The organism is Acidisphaera sp. L21 (assembly GCF_009765685.1).
GTDB lineage: Bacteria > Pseudomonadota > Alphaproteobacteria > Acetobacterales > Acetobacteraceae > LMUY01.
Genome location: NZ_LMUY01000018.1, coordinates 26,097 through 44,673 on the forward strand (window position 1 = coordinate 26,097; position 18,577 = coordinate 44,673).

At 65.6% G+C, this 18,577-nt stretch carries 18 protein-coding genes; 8 read left to right on the top strand and 10 right to left on the bottom strand.

Annotated elements, in window-relative coordinates:
• Window positions 1–327: 327 nt before the first annotated feature.
• Both GSQ76_RS05010 and GSQ76_RS05015 read right to left on the bottom strand, forming a co-directional pair.
• Entirely contained in the window at window positions 328–1,914 is a 1,587-nt protein-coding gene (locus tag GSQ76_RS05010) for a cisplatin damage response ATP-dependent DNA ligase (protein WP_158742817.1), read from the bottom strand.
• A 25-nt stretch (window positions 1,915–1,939) separates the two neighbouring features.
• Complete coding sequence (locus GSQ76_RS05015) at window positions 1,940–2,992, bottom strand: ligase-associated DNA damage response exonuclease (RefSeq protein WP_158742818.1); 1,053 nt, start codon at window positions 2,990–2,992, stop codon at window positions 1,940–1,942.
• An 89-nt stretch (window positions 2,993–3,081) separates the two neighbouring features.
• On the opposite strand from GSQ76_RS05015, the gene GSQ76_RS05020 reads away from it, so the two are divergent.
• The 4 genes from GSQ76_RS05020 (at window position 3,082) to GSQ76_RS05035 (ending at window position 6,080) form a co-directional block, all read left to right on the top strand.
• Entirely contained in the window at window positions 3,082–3,930 is an 849-nt protein-coding gene (locus tag GSQ76_RS05020) for a hypothetical protein (RefSeq protein ID WP_158742819.1), read from the top strand.
• Between the two features lie 69 nt (window positions 3,931–3,999).
• Window positions 4,000–4,932 (top strand): 3-keto-5-aminohexanoate cleavage protein, encoded by a 933-nt coding sequence (locus GSQ76_RS05025; protein WP_158742820.1) that lies wholly within the window; start codon window positions 4,000–4,002, stop codon window positions 4,930–4,932.
• On the top strand, window positions 4,929–5,480 hold the full coding sequence (locus GSQ76_RS05030) for a carboxymuconolactone decarboxylase family protein (RefSeq protein WP_158742821.1): 552 nt from the start codon (window positions 4,929–4,931) through the stop codon (window positions 5,478–5,480). Before GSQ76_RS05025 ends, GSQ76_RS05030 begins: the two co-directional genes overlap by 4 nt.
• Window positions 5,481–6,080 (top strand): DUF938 domain-containing protein, encoded by a 600-nt coding sequence (locus tag GSQ76_RS05035; RefSeq protein ID WP_158742822.1) that lies wholly within the window; start codon window positions 5,481–5,483, stop codon window positions 6,078–6,080. It begins immediately after the preceding gene.
• On the opposite strand, the gene GSQ76_RS05040 is transcribed toward GSQ76_RS05035, so the two are convergent.
• The 3 genes from GSQ76_RS05040 to GSQ76_RS05050 are packed head-to-tail and all read right to left on the bottom strand — an operon-like array spanning window position 6,054 to window position 9,038.
• Window positions 6,054–7,022, bottom strand: coding sequence for a cation diffusion facilitator family transporter (locus tag GSQ76_RS05040; RefSeq protein ID WP_158742823.1), 969 nt, complete (start codon window positions 7,020–7,022; stop codon window positions 6,054–6,056). The genes GSQ76_RS05035 and GSQ76_RS05040 overlap by 27 nt on opposite strands.
• 15 nt (window positions 7,023–7,037) lie before the next feature.
• Window positions 7,038–8,684 carry a copper resistance D family protein gene (locus GSQ76_RS05045; RefSeq protein WP_158742824.1) on the bottom strand — a complete coding sequence of 549 codons (1,647 nt, stop codon included), beginning with the start codon at window positions 8,682–8,684 and terminating at the stop codon, window positions 7,038–7,040.
• Between the two features lie 3 nt (window positions 8,685–8,687).
• Window positions 8,688–9,038, bottom strand: coding sequence for a copper resistance CopC family protein (locus GSQ76_RS05050; RefSeq protein WP_158742825.1), 351 nt, complete (start codon window positions 9,036–9,038; stop codon window positions 8,688–8,690).
• A 49-nt stretch (window positions 9,039–9,087) separates the two neighbouring features.
• Between GSQ76_RS05050 and GSQ76_RS05055 the strand changes: the two genes are divergently transcribed.
• From GSQ76_RS05055 to GSQ76_RS05065, 3 genes are read left to right on the top strand one after another with little or no spacing between them, the layout of a single operon-like run.
• Complete coding sequence (locus GSQ76_RS05055) at window positions 9,088–9,540, top strand: thioesterase family protein (RefSeq protein WP_158742826.1); 453 nt, start codon at window positions 9,088–9,090, stop codon at window positions 9,538–9,540.
• A gap of 10 nt (window positions 9,541–9,550) precedes the next feature.
• A complete protein-coding gene (locus tag GSQ76_RS05060) occupies window positions 9,551–10,333 on the top strand; it encodes an SDR family oxidoreductase (RefSeq protein WP_158742827.1) in 783 nt (260 codons plus the stop codon).
• A gap of 5 nt (window positions 10,334–10,338) precedes the next feature.
• Window positions 10,339–11,775 carry an amidase gene (locus tag GSQ76_RS05065; protein WP_158742828.1) on the top strand — a complete coding sequence of 479 codons (1,437 nt, stop codon included), beginning with the start codon at window positions 10,339–10,341 and terminating at the stop codon, window positions 11,773–11,775.
• Between the two features lie 4 nt (window positions 11,776–11,779).
• Here the strand turns inward: GSQ76_RS05065 and GSQ76_RS05070 are convergent, their stop codons facing one another.
• Window positions 11,780–11,953 (bottom strand): DUF1328 domain-containing protein, encoded by a 174-nt coding sequence (locus GSQ76_RS05070; RefSeq protein WP_158742829.1) that lies wholly within the window; start codon window positions 11,951–11,953, stop codon window positions 11,780–11,782.
• 183 nt (window positions 11,954–12,136) lie between these two features.
• On the opposite strand from GSQ76_RS05070, the gene GSQ76_RS05075 reads away from it, so the two are divergent.
• Window positions 12,137–13,621 carry an ABC transporter substrate-binding protein gene (locus GSQ76_RS05075; protein WP_254070250.1) on the top strand — a complete coding sequence of 495 codons (1,485 nt, stop codon included), beginning with the start codon at window positions 12,137–12,139 and terminating at the stop codon, window positions 13,619–13,621.
• 5 nt (window positions 13,622–13,626) lie between these two features.
• Here GSQ76_RS05075 and GSQ76_RS05080 read toward each other — a convergent pair whose 3' ends face one another.
• The 4 genes from GSQ76_RS05080 to ptsP form a co-directional block, all read right to left on the bottom strand.
• Window positions 13,627–14,952: a sensor domain-containing diguanylate cyclase gene (locus tag GSQ76_RS05080; protein ID WP_158742831.1), complete on the bottom strand. Its 1,326-nt coding sequence runs from the start codon at window positions 14,950–14,952 to the stop codon at window positions 13,627–13,629.
• 169 nt (window positions 14,953–15,121) lie between these two features.
• Window positions 15,122–15,397 (bottom strand): hypothetical protein, encoded by a 276-nt coding sequence (locus tag GSQ76_RS05085; RefSeq protein ID WP_158742832.1) that lies wholly within the window; start codon window positions 15,395–15,397, stop codon window positions 15,122–15,124.
• A gap of 152 nt (window positions 15,398–15,549) precedes the next feature.
• A complete protein-coding gene (pckA, locus tag GSQ76_RS05090; RefSeq protein ID WP_158742833.1) occupies window positions 15,550–17,220 on the bottom strand; it encodes a phosphoenolpyruvate carboxykinase (ATP) in 1,671 nt (556 codons plus the stop codon).
• 38 nt (window positions 17,221–17,258) lie between these two features.
• On the bottom strand, window positions 17,259–18,577 hold a 1,319-nt coding region (gene ptsP / locus GSQ76_RS05095; protein WP_158742834.1), incomplete at its 5' end, for a phosphoenolpyruvate--protein phosphotransferase.

Here is an 18,577-nt window from a genome sequence, read left to right on the forward strand (position 1 = left end):
ACCACCAATCGCCGGGGCAGTCGGGGCTTACGTGCCGGACATAGCCGACCCGGACCTCGCTGGTGAAGGATGCATTATCGTTGGTTCCGGACGTTCCAAAACAATCGCCCAAGTCGATTGGCGCACCAACCAAGTTAAAGGCTCGCAGTACGGCACAACCCTGCATCAAACACCCTTGCGGTTAGCCCGAGAACTCGCACTCTCCTTGCACGCAGCGTGACTACCGTTGGATGCACCGTCGAGGTTAAGCATGCACGAGTCTGGCGGTTTCAAACCTCGTGTGGCTTGGTCGCAACATCGTGAACACGATGGTGGGCTGATGAAACGTCAGTGGCTCAGATTTTCGATGGTGTTCATCAGGGTTTCCAGTTTGTCGGCCTCAGCCGCCGGCTTGTCCCAGCGGAGCCGCGCGACGCGAGGGAAGCGTAACGCCACGCCGGATTTATGCCGGTTCGAGCGTTGTGCAGCGTCGAAGGCGATTTCCATTACCATGCCGCGCTCCACCTCCCGCACGGGGCCGTAACGGTTGGTGGTGTGGTTACGCACCCACCTATCCAGCTGCACCAGTTCCGCATCCGTGAATCCGCTATAGGCCTTGCCTACTGGGACCAACTCCCCGTCCTCACGCCACAGGCCAAACGTATAATCGGAGTAGAACGAGCTCCGCTTGCCGTGGCCACGCTGCGCATACATCATCACCGCATCGATGCTCAGCGGATCGCGCTTCCACTTCCACCATTGCCCCTTCGGCCGCCCCGGCACGTACGGGCTATTGGCGCGCTTCAGCATGAGGCCTTCAATCGAGGCAGCCCGGGTGCCGTCGCGTATCTCCGACAATTCGGCAATGGTCTGGAACGGTATCATCGCGGACAGATCCATCCGGGCCGGTTGCGTGCGGGCGAACCATGCTTCCAGGCGCACGCGGCGTTCATCAAACGTTAACGCACGCAGGTCCTCCGCACCATCGAACAGCATGTCGTACAGGCGCACATGCACCGGATAGTCACGCAGCATTTTGCCGCCGACTACTTTGCGCCCCAACCGTTGCTGCAGATCGGCGAACGGGGCGACGACGCCGTCGCGCAACACCAATATCTCGCCATCCAGGACGGCGTGGAAATCCATCGCCTCGATCAATTCAGGGAAGCTGTTGGAAATGTCCTCCGCCCCACGGGAGTAGACCCGGCGGCCGCCCGGCATCGCCACCAATTGGGCGCGAATGCCGTCCCACTTCCACTCCGCGCGAAACGCTGCGGGGTCTAGCGCGGCGAAATCCGGCGGCTCCAGCGGTTGCGCCAACATCAGCGGGCGAAACACGGGGGCGCCTGCCGGATCTGGTCGTTCCGCCGTTCCTTCCAGCCACTCGAACAGCGGCAGATAGGGCGGGGTTAGGCCGTGCCAAATCTCCTCGATCTCGTCGGGTGCGATGCGGCCCCCGGCAAGCTCGGCCAACGCCACCTTCGCCAACCGGGCAGATGCGCCCACGCGTAGGCTGCCCGTAATCAGCTTCAACAGCGCGTAACGGCCGGAGGCGTCGGATGCATCCAGCCATCCCGCGACGATATCTGGCAGATCGGTTTTCGGCGTGGCGATCAGCGTCTGGATCACCTCCGTCATCCCGGGCGCAGGCTGGTTGGTGGGCTTCGCGGGCCACATCAGCGCCACGGTATCCGCCAGGTCGCCGACGTAATCGTAGGACCAGGCAAACAGCGTCGGGTCGGTGCGCGCCTCCGCCAGGCCGCGGATCAGCATTGGCTTGGCGGCCTGGAACGCCAGTTCCCCAGTCAACGCTGCCAGGGCGAAGCCACGATCGGGATCCGGCTCGGTCGCGAAATACCGTCGCAGCAGTGCAATCTTGGCTAACCGACCCGGCGTCAACACCAGTCGCTCCAGCAGCTCGGCAAACGCGATCATCGGCGGCGCCTTAGGACCGGCCTCATCACGCCGCTTCTCCCTGGGCTGGCAGGTCCTCTTCTTCGTCGCCGTAGCCCAGCAGGCGCAGGGCACGACCGCGCACGCCGCGCTTGGCGACCTCGTGGATCAACGCTTCCTCCCGCCCATGCGTCACCCAGATCTCCGGCGCGCCCACCTCATCCACCGTGGCGTTCAACTCATCCCAATCGGCGTGGTCGCTGATGACCAGGGGCAACTCCACCCCACGCGACCGGGCGCGCTGCCGCACGCGCATCCAGCCAGAGGCGAGGCAGACCACTGGCTCCGCCAGGCGCCTGGCCCATCGGTCGGCGATGGCGCCAGGTGGGGCGATGACGATGGCGCCCGCCAGGTCCGCCTTGTTGGCGACCGTGGCCGGGCGCAGATCGCCGAGGGGCACGCCCAACCGCTCGTACTCCGCACAAAGTGGCATTTGCGCCCCGTGCAAATAGATCGGCCGATCCCATCCGGCCCGGCGCAGTAGCGCGATCACACGTTGGCACTTGCCCAGCGCGTAGGCCCCGACAACGTGGGTCCGCTCCGGAAACAGGGCGACGCTGGCCAGCAATTTGGCGATTTCTGCCTCAGGCGGCGGGTGGCGGAAGACCGGCAGCGCAAACGTCGCCTCTGTCACGAACACGTCGCAAGGGATCGGCTCGAACGGGGCGCAGGTGGGGTCGGGCGCGCGCTTGTAGTCGCCGGACACAACGGCCCGGCTGCCCCGCCATTCCATCGCCACTTGCGCCGCACCCAGCACGTGCCCGGCCGGTTGCAGCCACACGCGCACCTCGCCAATGGTCAGCACCTGCCCGTATGGCTGTTCCTGCTGAACAGTGCCGGCACGATCCACACCCATCCGCACCCGCATGATGGCCAGCGTTTCCGCGCTTGCCAACACATGGGCGTGGCCAGGCCGGGCATGGTCGGCATGGGCATGGGTGATCACCGCGCGATCAACCGGGCGCACGGGATCGACGTAGAACCCGCCCGGTTCACAGAACAACCCATCGGGAAGAACACGAAGCCAGGCTTCAGGGTGCGGTGTATCAAAGTGTTTCATTATACGGATTCTGATTAGTTATCGGGACTGTCTTATTGTTTTGAGCGGATGGTTAATGTAAGTTAATGGTCAATCCATTGGGTGCCACCATGCCCGACTCAATCGCACAGACCACCGACGCCCGCTTCGCGCAGAAGTTCAATTGCGACTCGTTTGTCTTCGACCATGGGCTTCATCATCATCGGCTCTACGAGCTCGACAACCTGGTGGGCCTCGCCCGCCGGCTGGGGCCAGCCAGCGCGTATTGGTCCACCCACGCTGCCGACGTCGCGGATGGATGGGAGGACAACAAGGCGCACGAGCAGTCGCTGGAAGAAGCGATCGCTGGGATCGAACACTCGGACACGCTCGTCATACTGAAGAATATGGAGCGGGATCCGGTATTCGGCCCGATCTTCGGCAAGGTCGTCGACGACATGGCCGCCCGCGTCGGCCCCACACTGCAGCGCGACAATCTGCATGGCCGCGCCACGATGCTGATCAGTTCGCCACGCCGTATCACCGCCTACCACATCGATGCGGACGCCAACTTCCTGCTGCAGCTTCGCGGGGACAAGACGGTGTATGTATTCGACGGCACCGACCGCGACATCCTTCCGCAACCGGAGGTAGAGGCGTTCTACGCCGGCGAACTCAATGCCGCGCGGTATCGGGCGGAGCATCAGGATAGTGCGCGGGCAGTCGATTTCCGCCCGGGCATCGGCGTGCACGTTCCGGTGGAATGGCCGCACTGGGTGAAGAACGGCGAATCTGTATCGGTCTCGATCAGCATCAACTACGATTTGCGGTCGAACGCGCAGCGCGCGCGGGTGTTGCGGGCCAACCATCGCCTCCGCCGGTTCGGCCTTTCGCCCGCAGCCCCCGGCATCTCGCCCTGGCGCGACATGGGCAAGATCGCGTTCGTCAAAGGGCTCGACCGACTGCATCACCACGCCTAACCCGGCAGTCCCTGGCATGTGCTTGCCCCCCGGGTTATGGGTTGGGCAAGCAAGCAGGGGAACGAACGAATGGCTGCCACCCGCAAGGTCATCATCACATGCGCCGTGACGGGTGCGATCCACACTCCGTCCATGTCGCCCTATCTGCCGATCACGCCCGACCAGATCACTGCCGACGCGGTGGGGGCGGCCGAGGCCGGCGCCGCCATTATCCATTTGCACGCCCGCGACCCCATCACCGGTAAGCCTGACCAGACGCCCGAGGCATTTGCCCGGTTCCTGCCCCGGGTGAAGCAGTCGACCAACGCCGTCATCAACATCACCAGCGGCGGCAGTCCGTTCATGAAGGTGGAGGAGCGGGTGAAGCCCGCCGCTACCTTCAAGCCGGAAGTCGCCAGCCTGAACATGGGCTCGATCAATTTCGGCCTGTATCACTTGCTGGACCGCTATACCGAGTTCAAGCACGACTGGGAAAAGCCAGCGCTGGAGGCAACACGGGACCTGGTGTTTCGCAACAGCTTCGCCGACATAGAATACATCCTGTCAACCTGCAGCGAGAACGGCACAAGATTCGAGTTCGAGTGCTACGACATCGCGCATCTATACAACCTGAAACACTTTCTGGACCGGGGCCTGGTGAAGCCGCCGCTCTTCGTGCAGTCGGTGTTCGGGATCCTCGGTGGCATCGGCACCCATCCGGAAGACATTGCGCACATGAAGCGCACCGCCGACCGGCTGTTCGGCGATCAGTATCGCTGGTCTGTGCTGGGTGCCGGGGCGTCGCAGATGCGCGTGGCGGCGATCGCCGCGGCCATGGGCGGCAATGTACGCGTCGGGCTGGAGGATAGTTTGTGGGCCGGCCCCGGCAAGCTCGCCACCAGTTCCGCCGTGCAGGTGAAGCTGGCCCGGCAGATCATCGAAGGGCTGGGCCTCAGCATCGCCTCGCCAGATGAGGCGCGGGAGATCCTGTCACTCAAGGGCGGGGACAAGACCGCAATATGACCAGCTATCGCCTCCCGGACCTCGCGCCCGGCAGCATGACGGCCGAGCAGCAGCAGGCCTACGACGCCATCAAGGCCAGCCCGCGCGGCACGGTGCAGGGGCCGTTGCTCGCCTGGTTGCACAGCCCGGCGCTGGCCGACCGGGCGCAGGCGCTGGGTGCGTTCTGCCGCTATCACACCTCTCTGCCGCCGCGCCTGTCGGAATTGGCGATCATCACCACGGGAGCGTTCTGGAAGGCCGGGTTCGAGTGGCACGTCCATGCGCCAATCGCCATTGCGGCCGGGCTGGATCCGGCAGCGGTCGAAGCAGTGCGCACCGGCGGCACCCCACATTTCGTCGAGGAGGACGAGCAGGCGGTGTGGCGCTTTGCCCATCACCTGCTGCACGATCGGGAGGTGCCGGACGCCACCTACAAGACGGTGGAAACCTTGCTCGGACCGGCGGCCACGGTCGAGCTGGTGGGCGTGCTGGGCTATTACGGGCTGATCTCGATGACGATCAAGGCCTTCAACGTGCCCGTTCCCGAGGGAGCAGCGGAGCCGTTCTGAATGTCCGATAGCGCCAGGCTGAGTGCCCCCTCCGCCCTGCGCAATCGCGAGCCCATCCTGGACGCATTGCGGCCGCATCTGCCCACGACCGGCTTGGTGCTGGAGGTGGCGAGCGGCACGGGCGAACACGTCGCCCATTTCGGCGCCGCCCTACCCAGCCTGGATTGGCAGCCAACCGATCTGGGGTCGGAACGCCGCGCAAGCGTCGATTCATGGGCCAGCGATCTGCCCAACATCCGCCCCGCGATCGAGTTGGACGCAACGGCCCCGAACTGGCCCGTCGGCCATGCAGACGCCGTGCTGTGCATCAACATGGTCCACATCGCTCCGTGGGTGGCAACACAGGGCTTGGTTGCCGGTGCCGCACGTATTCTGCCGCCCGGCGGGCTGCTGGCGCTCTACGGCCCCTATCGCCGTGCTGGCCAAGCGATGGAACCCGGCAACGCCGCCTTCGACGCCGATCTCCGCCAGCGCAATCCAGGATGGGGCCTGCGCCTGTTGGAAGATGTTGCGGCGGTGTCCAGCGCTGCCGGTTTCGGACCGCCCGGCGTCACACCGATGCCGTCAAATAACCTACTGCTGGTGTTCCGGCGTCTCTAGGGCGCCCGCTTTGCGGTGGGCGTCGAGTGTCTGCATCTCCACGAACACCCGGCTGACCTCCGGATGCGCTGCCTTAATCCGCCGCTCGATCTGCGACACGGCACCCTCGACGTGCCCGGCGCTGAGGTGGTCGGCGAAATCCAGACTCAGCGCCACCAGCACGTCGTTGGGGCCGAAATGCATGGTCAACACGTCGTTGGCGCTCATCACGCCGGGTTCGGCCAAGGCGATCCGCTCGATCCCGTCACGCACCTCTGGCGCCACGGCCTCGCCCGTCAGCAAGGATTGGCATTGGTAGCCGAGGAAGCAGGCCGTGCCGCACAGGATCAATCCGATGGCGACGGAGGCGACCCCGTCCAGCCGGGGGGCCTGCAGGAACTCGGCGCCCAACAGGCCACCAAGTGCCACCACCAGCCCCAGCAGAGCGGCGCTGTCTTCCAGCAGGACGCTGAAATTGGTTGGGTCCTTGCTCTCCACCACGGAGCCGAGCAGCGAATTTCGACGCTGGTCGCTCTTGCTGCGGGTGGCGGTATATTCACGCAGCGCCACCACCCAGCTTGCGCCTTCGAACACGATCGACAGGGCGAGCACGATGTAATTGACGAATGAATTCTCGACCGGATGCGGGGTTCGGATTTTTTCGATCCCCTCGATGATCGACACGCCGCCACCCACGCCGAAGATCATCACCGCAACGACGAAGGTCCAGAAATACAGTTGCAGCCCGTGGCCGAACGGGTGGTCACGCGTCGCCGGCCGGGTTGACAGGTGACGGCCCAGCAGCAGGAAGCCGCCATTGCCGGTGTCCACCACCGAGTGGATCGCCTCGCTGAGCATGGCGGAACTGCCGGTGTAGAACGCCGCGGCGAACTTGGTGGCAGCGACCAGTAGGTTGCCGGCAACGGCGGCGTAGATCGCGATGGGGGATGAGGCATGGGCCATGCCGGCCCGAGCGTATCAGGCCTCGCGATAGATCAACAGCACCGCGCCGCAAATCAGGAAGCAGATCGGCCACACCCAGCCGGCAATCCGCGCCGGGCGTCCCGTCAGCCGCAGCTCCAGCCACCGCGCCCAACCGGCACCGATGCCGGCCAAGGCCAACGGCGTGTGCGTCAGCTCGATCAGCAGCTGGTCCTTTACGTTGGAGATGGCGTGGCTGTGGGTCAGCAGCAGCGCGCCGCCGGCTGCGGTCAACAGCGGAAATACCATCGCGGCCTTGGGCGATTTCAGCCGCCCCGTCCGCACGCTCCACTCGAACACGGCGAAGACGATGATCAGCAGCACGAACATGCGGTGCTGCAGCACCTCCACGTCGCGCAGCGACTCAAAGATGCCAACATAGCCCATCGGCCAGACTTCGGGGTCCGACCGGATGGCCAGAAACGCCGCCAGCCCCAGCATCGCCAGCGGCCAATGCTTCGCCCAGCGCACGCCGCCCTGATACAGCAGCGCCAATACGCCGATCAGCACCACGAACAGGCCGGCCCAGTGGTGGTTGTACTCGCTCCACGCAATGTCCGCGGCGTTGCGCGGCGGCAACTCGCCATCACCGGGGATGGAGGCGGGCGGCGCGGCCTGCTGCCGCTTGGCGTATTCCGTGTCCAACTGCGCCTGCAATTGCGGCAGCGCCAGATCGTCGTAGCCGGGAGAGTGCAGCCGTGGCCACACCGGGGTGTTGCGTTCCACCACCTCCGCCCAGGTCACCCGGTCTTGCGTCAGATCGATGCCGGGGGGTACGGAGGTGAGCGAGGCAGCGGCGAAGAAGATTGAGATGCCGATGCCCAGTTCCACCTCGGCAAACCGCTTCATACGCAGAACCGGAGCGTTCGGATTACCGCGCAGCTTCGCCGTGGTCAGGAAATTGCCCAGCCCCAGCACCAGCAGAGCGCCGAACATCGACACCTTCGCCACCACCATCACGCCGAACGCGGTGCCGTACACCGCCTCCCACGACCCGATATAGGCGATGCTCATGGCGATGCCGGAGACGAGGATACAGGCCACGCCGAACATCGACATGCGGGAGAACCGCTCGCTGACCCGGCGCCAGGCGATGCCGTCATGCACCCGTGCCAGCGCCATGATGAAGCAGGGAATCCCGCCGACCCAGATCGCGGCGCCCAATTGGTGCAGCCCCTCGACGAACAGCAGCGCCGAACTGTCGGTCATCCGCGCTGCGGCATGGGTGGACAGCGTCGCGGCCGCCAACTCCACCAGACCGAGTGCCAGCAGCAGCGCGGCCGGCGTTTTGCGCCACAGTAGCAGGCACAAGCTCAGCAGGAGTGCCGCGGCACATTTCACCAACCCGGCGATGGCGAAGTGGGCGCCCATCACCTCCAGGAACGACAGATCCACCGTGTCCATCAGGACCGAGACCTGCAACCCGATGGTCAGTCCCTCGCACACCACCAGGGCCAGCGCCGCCCAGCCGGCGATATTGGCTGTCCAGCGCGGAATGACTCCCCCGCCGGGCAATTCGGCCGCGAGCGGCCGGGCTAGCAATAGCAGGAACAGCACACCGCCCAGCGCCATGGACTGGCTGAGGATCGTCAGCCCATGGATGATGATTTCCAGGTAACCGAACAGATCGACGAGAAGCGACACGGGCTAGGGCGCGACCACGGTGAAGGGCACGTCGCCCCGGGTGATGTGGCCATCCACCGCCAGCACCTGCCAGCGCACCGTGTAGGCGCCCGGCGCCAGGTCGCTCGACGTCGTCATCACGTCCGGCGGACCATTGGGACCTACGGGTAGCCGGGTCTCGGACTTGTCGGGCCCGATCAGCGTCAGGCGCGAGCGCTCGCGGTCGATGCGGGAGTTGAATTTCAGCGTCACCGCCTCGTGCCCAGCCGGTATGCTGGCGCGGATGGCGGGGGTGCTGTCGATCAAAATCGCATGCGCGCTTGCCACGCCGGGGAGCGAGAGGGCGACCAGCAGGGCAGTCAGTGTTTTCGTCATGGCGCGGGGCATCTAGCGCGCCAAGTGCTTGCTGTCCATGATTGGTGCCATGATTGCTCCCGACACGCCCCGCCCCCGCGCGCCCATCAGCCGCCGTGCCGATTACCGGGCCTTCCGCCTCATCACTACCCGTTGGATGGACAACGACGTCTTGGGGCACGTGAACAACGCGCTCTACTACTCGTTCTTCGACACCACTGTGACCGGCTGGCTGATCGAGCGCGATCTGATCGGGCTCCACGACGGCACGATGTGGATGGTGGCGGAAACCAGTTGTCGCTACCTCAGCGAGGTCGCTTTCCCCGACGTGCTGACGATTGGGCTGCGCCTGGGCAAGCTGGGCAATTCCTCCGTCCGCTGGGAACTGGCAGTGTTCCGCGGCGAGGCGGACGAGGCGTCGGCCGAGGGCCATTTCGTCCACGTGCACATGAACCGACAGACCCGGCGGCCAACGCCGGTGCCAGACTCGATCCGCGAGATCCTGGCGACGATGCAAATTTAGGAGACGCTCGATGGATACCGGACTCACCGGCCGCACGGCCCTCGTCTGCGCCGCCAGCAAGGGGTTGGGCCGCGCCTGCGCCATGGCCCTGGCGCGTGAGGGCGTTGCCGTCACAATCACCGCCCGTGGGGCGGAGGCGCTGGAGCAGACCGCCGCCGACATTCGCAACCAGACCGGCGCCACCGTCACGATCGTTGCCGGAGACATCACGACCGAGGCAGGTCGCGCCGCCGCCCTGGCCGCCTGCCCCAACCCGGACATCCTGGTGAATAACGCCGGCGGGCCGCCCCCCGGCGACTTCCGCAACTGGGAACGGGACGATTGGATCAAGGCACTCGATGCCAACATGCTGACCCCAATCGCGCTGATCAAGGCGACGGTGGATGGCATGATCGAGCGGAAATTCGGCCGCATCGTCAACATCACGTCGGGCAGCGTGAAGTCGCCGATCCCGACCCTGGGCATGAGCAACGGCGCCCGCGCCGGGCTGACGGGCTTCGTCGCCGGGTTGGCGCGGCAGGTGGCGCGGCACAATGTCACCATCAATGGCCTGCTGCCCGGCCCGTTTTTGACCGACCGACTGCGCACCACCAACGCCGCCGCCGCCGCCAAGGCAGGCCGCAGCGTGGAGGAGGAGATCGCCGCCCGCGCCACCAACAGCCCAGCCGGCCGCGTGGGTGACCCGGCGGAGTTCGGCGACGCTTGCGTGTTCCTGTGCGCCGCGTCCTCCGGCTTCATCGTCGGGCAGAACTTGCTGCTGGATGGCGGCGCCTTCAACTCGATGCTGGGGTAATCGCCATGGACCTGTCCGTCGCCTCCGCCAGTTTCCTGGCCGCCGCGGTGCGCAACCGCCAGATCGGCTGCCTGGAATTGCTGGACTATTTCCTGGCCCGGGTGGAGCGATTGGACGGGGCAGTAAACGCCGTTGTGGTGCGCGATTTCGACCGGGCACGGGACCGGGCGCGGGCATTGGACAACGGCCCGATCACCGGCAAGCTGCACGGCGTGCCGATGACGCTGAAGGAAAGCTTCAACGTCGCCGGCCTGCCGACCAGCTGGGGCGTGCCGGAGAATCACGGCAAGATCGCCACCAGCAACGCACTGGCGGTAGATCGGCTGATGCAAGCCGGGGCCGTCGTATTCGGCAAGACCAACATCCCGCGCATGCTTGGCGAATGGCAGAGCTTCAACGCCAATTACGGCCGCACCAACAACCCGTGGAATTTGGACACGACGCCCGGAGGCTCCTCCGGCGGCGGGGCGGCGGCGATCGCGGCCGGGTTCTGCGGGCTGGAGGCCGGCAGCGACATCGGCGGTTCGATCCGCCAGCCGGCGCATGCCTGCGGCATCTTCGGGCACAAGCCGACGCATGGGCTGCTGCCGCTGTATGGCCATGCGCTGGCAGAGAACGCGTCCACCACCGACATCTCCTGCATCGGGCCGCTGGCGCGATCGGCGGAGGATCTGGGTTTGGCGCTGGACGTCATGGCCGGGCCGGATGCGGTAGAAACGGCGCTTCAGTTCCAACTACCGCCGCCACGCACCGCCGGGCTACGCGGATTGCGCGTGGCGGTATGGGCGGATCAGCCCGGCCAGTCCACTGACCCGGCAATCACCACCGCCCTGCTGGGCCTGGCCAACATGCTGGAACGGGAGGGCGCTATCGTGGACCGCACCGCGCGCCCGGCAATCGACGTCGACGCTGCCTATAACACGTCGCTGAGGCTGCTGGCCGCGGCCCTGAGCGGCCGGGCGACCGAGGCGGACCGGGTGGTGACCCGTGCCCGGTCGAAAGAACTCGGCCCCGATGACAAGACCGCCAATTCCGTCCTGTTCGGCGCAGTGGACATGACCCACGCCGAATGGCTCGGCCTCAACGAGCAGCGGCACCGCATGCGCCGGACCTGGGGCGCATTCTTCCACGACTGGGACGTGCTGCTGTGCCCCGCGCTCGGCGCACCCACCTGGGGGCACATGAACGAGGGCGAAGTATGGCGTCGCCGGCTCGTCGTGAACGGGCAGGACATTTCCTACAACGATCTGTTGTTCTGGCCGCTGCTGACCGGGGTCATGCACCTGCCGGCCAGCGTCGCCCCACTGGGTCAAACCACGTCTGGCCTGCCCTTCGGCGTGCAGATTGCCGGGCCGCTATTCGGCGATCGCACCACCATCGCGGTCGCCGCCCTGCTGGAACGCGCCTGGCGGGGATTCACCCCCCCGCCAGGCTTTGCCTAAGCCGCTAGGTAAACAGGCTGATCCCGAGAAGCGCCATCACCAGGAAGATCAGGAAAATCACGATGGCGATGAAGAAGCAAATCTTGGCGATGCCTGCCGTGGCGGCGGACAGGCCGCTGAAGCCAAAGAAGCCGGCGATCAGGGATATCACGGCAAATACGAGGGCGTAACGAAGCATGTCTGTGACTCCCGTGTGCGGCATGGATCGCCGTTCGCCAGGTCAACGCGACGTGAGCAGGAATGTTGCCACCGCAATGCACAAGAATCCGCTTCAGGCGCTTGTTGTCGGTCAGTCCCACTTCTAGGCTTCTGCCCGTGTAGGGGGATATCGATGCGTGCGTGGCGGTGGCTTATCGGCGTGATGGTCGTGATTTTCATCGCGGCCTCCCCGGCGCACGCGCAAAAATCGGCCAATACATTGCGGATCGCCTGGCGCGACGCGATCGACAATGTGGACCCGTACTACAACCAACTCCGCACCGGGTTGGTCCTGGCGCACCAGGCCTGGGACACGCTGGTCTATCGTGACCCCGACACGTTCCAGATCAAGCCGCTGCTGGCGACCGCCTGGAAACAGACGGATGACACGACGTGGGAATTCACCCTGCGCCAGGGCGTTACCTTCCACGACGGCAGCCCGTTCACGGCGGACGACGTTGTCTACACCATCAACACCGTGCTGGCGGACCCGAAGGTCGCGGTGCCCTCCAACTTCGCCTACCTCGCCGGGGCGGAGAAGATCGACGAGCTCCACGTGCGCGTGAAGCTGAAGCGGGTTTTCCCGGCCGCACTGGAATACATGGCGATGACGCTGCCGATCTGGCCGAAAGCCTATCGCGAGCGCGTAGGGCCGGGGCGGTATAGCAAGGCGCCCGTCGGCACTGGCCCCTACCGCATCACCCAGATCGACGGCGCGTCGGAAATCGATCTGGAGCGCAACGACGCCTATTTCGACGGCCCGAAGGGGCATCCAGCGATCGCCAACATCGTCATCCACGAAGTGTCGGACGCAACGACCGAGATTACCGAGATCCTGGCTGGACGGGTTGATTGGATCTGGCAGTTCAACCCGGACCAGTTCGAGAATATTGCCCGCGTGCCCAGCCTGCAGGCGATCCGCGCCGAGAGCATGCGCATCGGCTACCTGAGTTTCGATGCCGCCGGCCGAACCGGGCCCGACAATCCCATGACCAAGCTGAAGGTGCGCCAGGCCATCGCCCACGCGATCGACCGCGCCACCATCGCCCGGCAATTGGTCCAGGGCGGCAGCCGGGTGTTGGAGGCCGCGTGCTACCCCACCCAATTCGGCTGCGACCAGGCCGTGGCCACGCACTACGACTACGACCCGGCGCTGGCGAAAAAACTGCTGACAGAGGCAGGCTATCCCGACGGCTTCGACACCGAATTGGTCAGCTACGTCCTGCCGCAATATAGCGACGCGGTGTTGGGCTACCTGAAGGCGGTCGGAATCAACGCGCGGTTGAGCCAATTGCCGACGGGCGTCGTGGTGCAACGGGCGCTGAATGGCGAAAACCCGATCACCTCCGGCAGTTGGGGCAGCTACTCGGTCAACGACGTGTCCGCCATCCTGCCAGTGTTCTTCGACGGCGGCGGCAATGATTATAGCCGCGACGTCGACGTGCAGAAGCTGGTGCAAGCCGGTGGCGCCACCACCGACGCGGATGAGCGGCGGAAGGACTACACTGCCGCCCTGCGACGAATTTCGGACCAGATGTACTGGTTGCCGCTGAACACCTACGTGACGACCTACGCGTTTTCGCGCCAGCTGAATTTCAAACCATTCCCGGACGAGTTGCCCCGGTTCTTCCTGGCGACGTGGAAGTAAGCGGTTCAGGCAGCGATGAGCACCGGAACCGACAGCCCCGCGGTGCAGACGGTGTTGCGGCCGGCGGCTTTCGCCCGGTACAGCGCCTGGTCCGCCGCCTCGATCAGCGCGTCCGGGCTGTCCGACCAGTCGAACGGCCGGCTGGTGGCAACGCCAATGCTGATGGTGACGTAGCCCAATGCAGACCCGCCATGGGTCAATCCCAGGGCGACGACACAGGCGCGCACCCGTTCGGCCACGCGTGCGGCGCCGATCTCGTCGGTGTTGGGCAGCAATAGCACGAACTCCTCCCCACCCAGCCGCGCCGCCAGGTCGGCCGGGCGTTGCACCTGCCCCTCCAACGCGGCGGCAACCTGGCGCAGGCACACGTCACCCGCCGGGTGGCCGTAGCGGTCGTTGAAGCCCTTGAAGAGATCGATATCGATCATCAACAGCGACACTTCCGTCTGTTCCCGCCGGCCACGGCGCCACTCGGCGCTCAACGTAGACTCGAAGGCCCGGCGGTTGGCCACGCCCGTCAGCACATCCGTGCGCAGCATCAGCTCCAGCTGCTTGTTGACTTGCGCCACGCGGCCGGCCTGGCCGACGAAGTCCGACAACAGCGCGGCCAATACCGTGACGCCGGTGACCAGGCTGAGCGATCGCGCCGCATACCAGCCCAGGGTAAACCGGCCGCCGCCAAACAGCGTCAGCGTCACATCCAGCGTGGCTGCCAGCATCGCCACCGCGAGCCAAACCGACAACGGATCGCGAAACCGGTGGCGAACCGCCACCAGGATCGTTGCCAGCGCGGTCACGCCCAGAATGGCGGGGCCGATGCCCAGCGTGGTCAGCCGGTCGTAATTGCCATTCACCAGGATGGTCGGCAGTAGGGGCAGCCCCACCGTCGCCAGCACACTCGTGCCAGACACCACCAGGGCCAGTCCGCCCAGGATGCGAGCGATGTCGGCGCGGCGGAGCGGGCTGGGGCGGCTGATGGCGAAGGTGAGCACAAGCACCGCGAAGCCGCCATGCCACGCGGCCCAGAGCCAAACCGCACTGGCGCTGCCACCGATGACCGGCTCGGCAGCGAACACGCCTGGGAAGGAGAGCAAATGCGGAACGATCATCATGGCCGAGAAGAGGTAGGCGACGGCAAGCTGCAGCGGCGGCCGCGTCTTGGCCAACCGCGCCTGGGACAGCAGCAAACAGCCAGTGAGCAGGTCGCTGAGCAGCGTCATGGCGCCGAACGCTGGTAGGAAGCTAGGGTTGGCGCCTAGCGCGAGACGGCCGAAAGGCACCGCAAACAGCGCTACGCCAATCATCCCGATCGCCAACGTGCTCGCTGCCAAACGATGGTTCCGGACGGGTAAATTCGCGTAAGTGGCAGGTGCATCGGCCATGAACGCCTCCACAAGGTCGATAAGATCGCCCTGAGGATGCGGCAAGGCGGTTAATGATCGGTGGAGGTGGTGCGTATTTCTGGCGTCCTTATCAAGACGTGAGACACACCGTTAACGATCAGTGCCCCGCCGGGCGTTTGCCCCACATGACAGCAGCCACGCCAAGAACGCTGCTCCAGGATGACAGGGCCAGCAAGCCGACGTTGAGCGCAACCGCTGCGGCAAAGATCAGCCGCGCACCGCCTGCAAGCGGCAGCGCTCGCAGCGCCAGAACCAACGCAGCGGCCATACACAGCGCCACCGGGCCGAACAAGTAGATCCGCCGCAGCCAACGCTGCATGGCGGATGCTGGAACAGGGGCGCCCTCCGAGGCGGGCGAGATCGGATGGAACATGGATGGCCTCGAATTAATCGCTGTGCAACTTGATTGCAGCGACAAGAGGCCACTCAATTGCGTCTTCGCCGGGCTTTGATTGTGGCAGCTATAAGCCCATTGCCGAACGAAGCCGCGCTCCCCCGTTGTCCACGAAGGAGCGCCTGGTCGAATTAGGCGGCAGCGCGGATGGCGCTGTTCTTCACGTCCTCGCTTGCCCCGTCTTGGAACGTGGCGAAGTTCTTCTCGAACAAGGCGGCCAGGTGATGGGCCGCCTTGTCGTAGCCTGCCTTGTCGTCCCAGGCGGCGCGGGGGTTCAGCACCTCATCCGGGATGCCCGGCACGCCGGTCGGCATCATCAGGCCGAACACCGGGTCCTTCACGAACTTGACCTGCGCCAAGGTGCCATCCAGCACGGCGTTCAGCAGCGCCCGGGTGTGCTGGATCGGCATGCGCTGGCCCACGCCATAGGCGCCGCCAGACCAGCCCGTGTTCACCAGCCAGCAATCTGAGCCGTATCGCTTGATCAACTCGGCCAGCATCTTGCCATACACATCCGGCCGTCGCGGCAGGAACGGCGCGCCGAAGCAGGTGGAGAACGTCGCCTGCGGCTCCCCACCCAGTCCCTTCTCCGTCCCGGCGACGCGGGCGGTATAGCCGGACAGGAAGTGATACATCGCCTGCCCGGCAGACAGTTTGGCGATCGGCGGCAACACGCCGAACGCGTCGCATGTCAGCATCACCACGTGCTTCGGCTGCCCGCCACGTCCGGTCTTGCTGGCATTGGACACGAAGTCGATCGGGTAGCAGGCGCGTGTGTTCTGGGTGGCGGTGCCATCGGTCAAGTCCAGATGCCCCGCCTTGTCCGCGGCCACGTTCTCCAGCACCGTGCCAAAGCGATGGGTCGCGGCCCAGATCACCGGCTCGGCCTTCTTGCTCAGGTCAATGACCTTGGCGTAGCAGCCGCCTTCGAAGTTGAAGACGCCGTTCTCGCCCCAACCATGCTCGTCATCGCCGATCAACGGGCGATGCGGGTCGGAGGACAGCGTCGTCTTCCCCGTGCCGGACAGGCCGAAGAACAGGGCGACTTCGTCCTTGTCGTTCATATTGGCGCTGCAGTGCATGGGCAGCACGCCCTCGGCCGGCAGCTTGTAATTCATCACGGTAAAGATCGACTTCTTGATCTCCCCCGCATACTCGGTCCCGGCAATCACGATCAGCTTGCGGCTGAACGACAGCGCGACGGCGGTCGAGGTCCGCACGCCATCGCGCGACGGCTCGGCCTGATAATGCGGGGCATGTAGGATGACGTAATCCGGCTCGAACCCGGCCAGTTCGGCCGCAGGCGGGCGGATGAACATGTTGCGGGCGAACAGCGCGTGCCAGGCGGAGGAGGTAACCAGCCGCACCCGCACACGATGCGCTGGGTCGGCACCGGCGTAGAGGTCCTGCGTAAACAGCTCCTGCTGCGCGCCCAGATAGCTGGCGACATGGCCACGCAGCCCCTCGAACTTCTCGCCGGGCAGCTTCTGATTGATCTTGCCCCACCAGATGTCGTTGGTGGTCTCTGGCTCGTCGACGACGAACTTGTCCTGCACGGATCGGCCAGTGTGCACGCCGGTCATCGCCATCAGCGCACCATCGGCCGACAGGCGGCCTTCGCTGCGACGCATGGATGCTGCCACCAAAGCGGGCGGCGCAAGGTTCGCGTGAACCTGATGCAGGGCGGTCACACCGGTGCCGGCAAGCGGCGCTTGTGTCGGGTGGCTCACGGGGACGAACTCCTCAAGGCATTGTCTTTGAATTATCTCTAACGACGCGCATCCGCAGCGTCCATCCCACATATTGGTAGGCCAATTGAGTTATTGGCCTTGTGGGTCGACTAGAGCCGCGCGTGATGCGCGGTGATCAGCCGGGTCACGGCGTCTGGGTCGCTCTGCGCCATGATCTCGGTGGCAAACGCATCGCACTCCGCGATGTTGGCGGTCCGCACCGCCTGTTTCACCCGCGGCACCGCGGTCGCCACGATCGAGAAGGAGCGCAGGCCCAACCCCAGCAGCAGCGGGATATTGCGGGCATGCGCCGCCATCTCCCCGCACACCGAAACAGAGATGCCGGCGCGGTTCGCCTCGATCACCGTCATTCGCACCAGGCGCAGCACGGCCGGGTGCAGCGAGTTGTAGATGTCGGTGGCACTGGATTCCGCCCGATCGGCGGCCAGAGTGTACATCGTCAAGTCGTTGCTGCCGATGGCGAAGAAATCGGCCACCCGCGCCAATGCATCCGCGCACAGCGCCGCCGCTGGCACCTCGATCATCACGCCGAGGGGCGGCAGCACTTCCGGCAGCTTCATGCCCCGGCTACGCAACCGGTCTGCCACCCGGTGATAGATCGCCCGGGCCTGCAGCACCTCCGCCACATTGGTCACCATCGGCAGCATCACACGCACCGGGCCAGCCGTGGCGGAGCGCAGGATTGCCGCCAATTGGGTCTCCAACAACGCCGGGTAGCGCAGCAGCATACGAATGCCGCGCATGCCCAGCGCCGGGTTGGAGTCGGCAGCGTCGGGCACCGCCCCGGCGCTGGACAGTGCCTCGATCTCCTTCTCGCCGCCCCAGTCCAGCACCCGGATCGTGACGGGGTCACCGGCCATCGCCTCTACCGCCGTAGTGTAGATCTCGGCCTGGGCATCCTCGTCCGGTAGTTCGTCCCGGTTCATGAACAGGAACTCGCTGCGGAGTAGACCGACGCCATGGGCGCCCGATTGCGCGATCAGCGGCAATTCTGCCGGAATTTCCAGATTGGCCTGCAGTTCCACCGGCGTGCCGCACAGCGTGACGGCTGGCAGCCGCCTCAGCCGGCCCCAGCGCTGGCGGCGACGGGCAAAGGCCAGCACGCCGCGCCGCGCCTGGATCACGGTCGCGGGCGTCGGGTCCAGGATCACCAGCCCGGCCGACCCATCGATCACGGCCAATCCGCCAGCGCGCATATGCGCCGTCAACCCCATCGCACCCAGCACGGTCGGGATGCCTAGCGCGCGCAACATGATGGCAGTGTGGCCGTCGGCCCCGCCCTCCTCCGTCGCCACGCCAGCCACGCGGGCCGGGTCGATCAGGGCCGCATCCGCTGGGGTCAGCCACTCCGCAACCAGGATCGCCCCGGCCGGCAGCCCGGCGAAAGAGCGAAAGGGCGCCCGTGTCA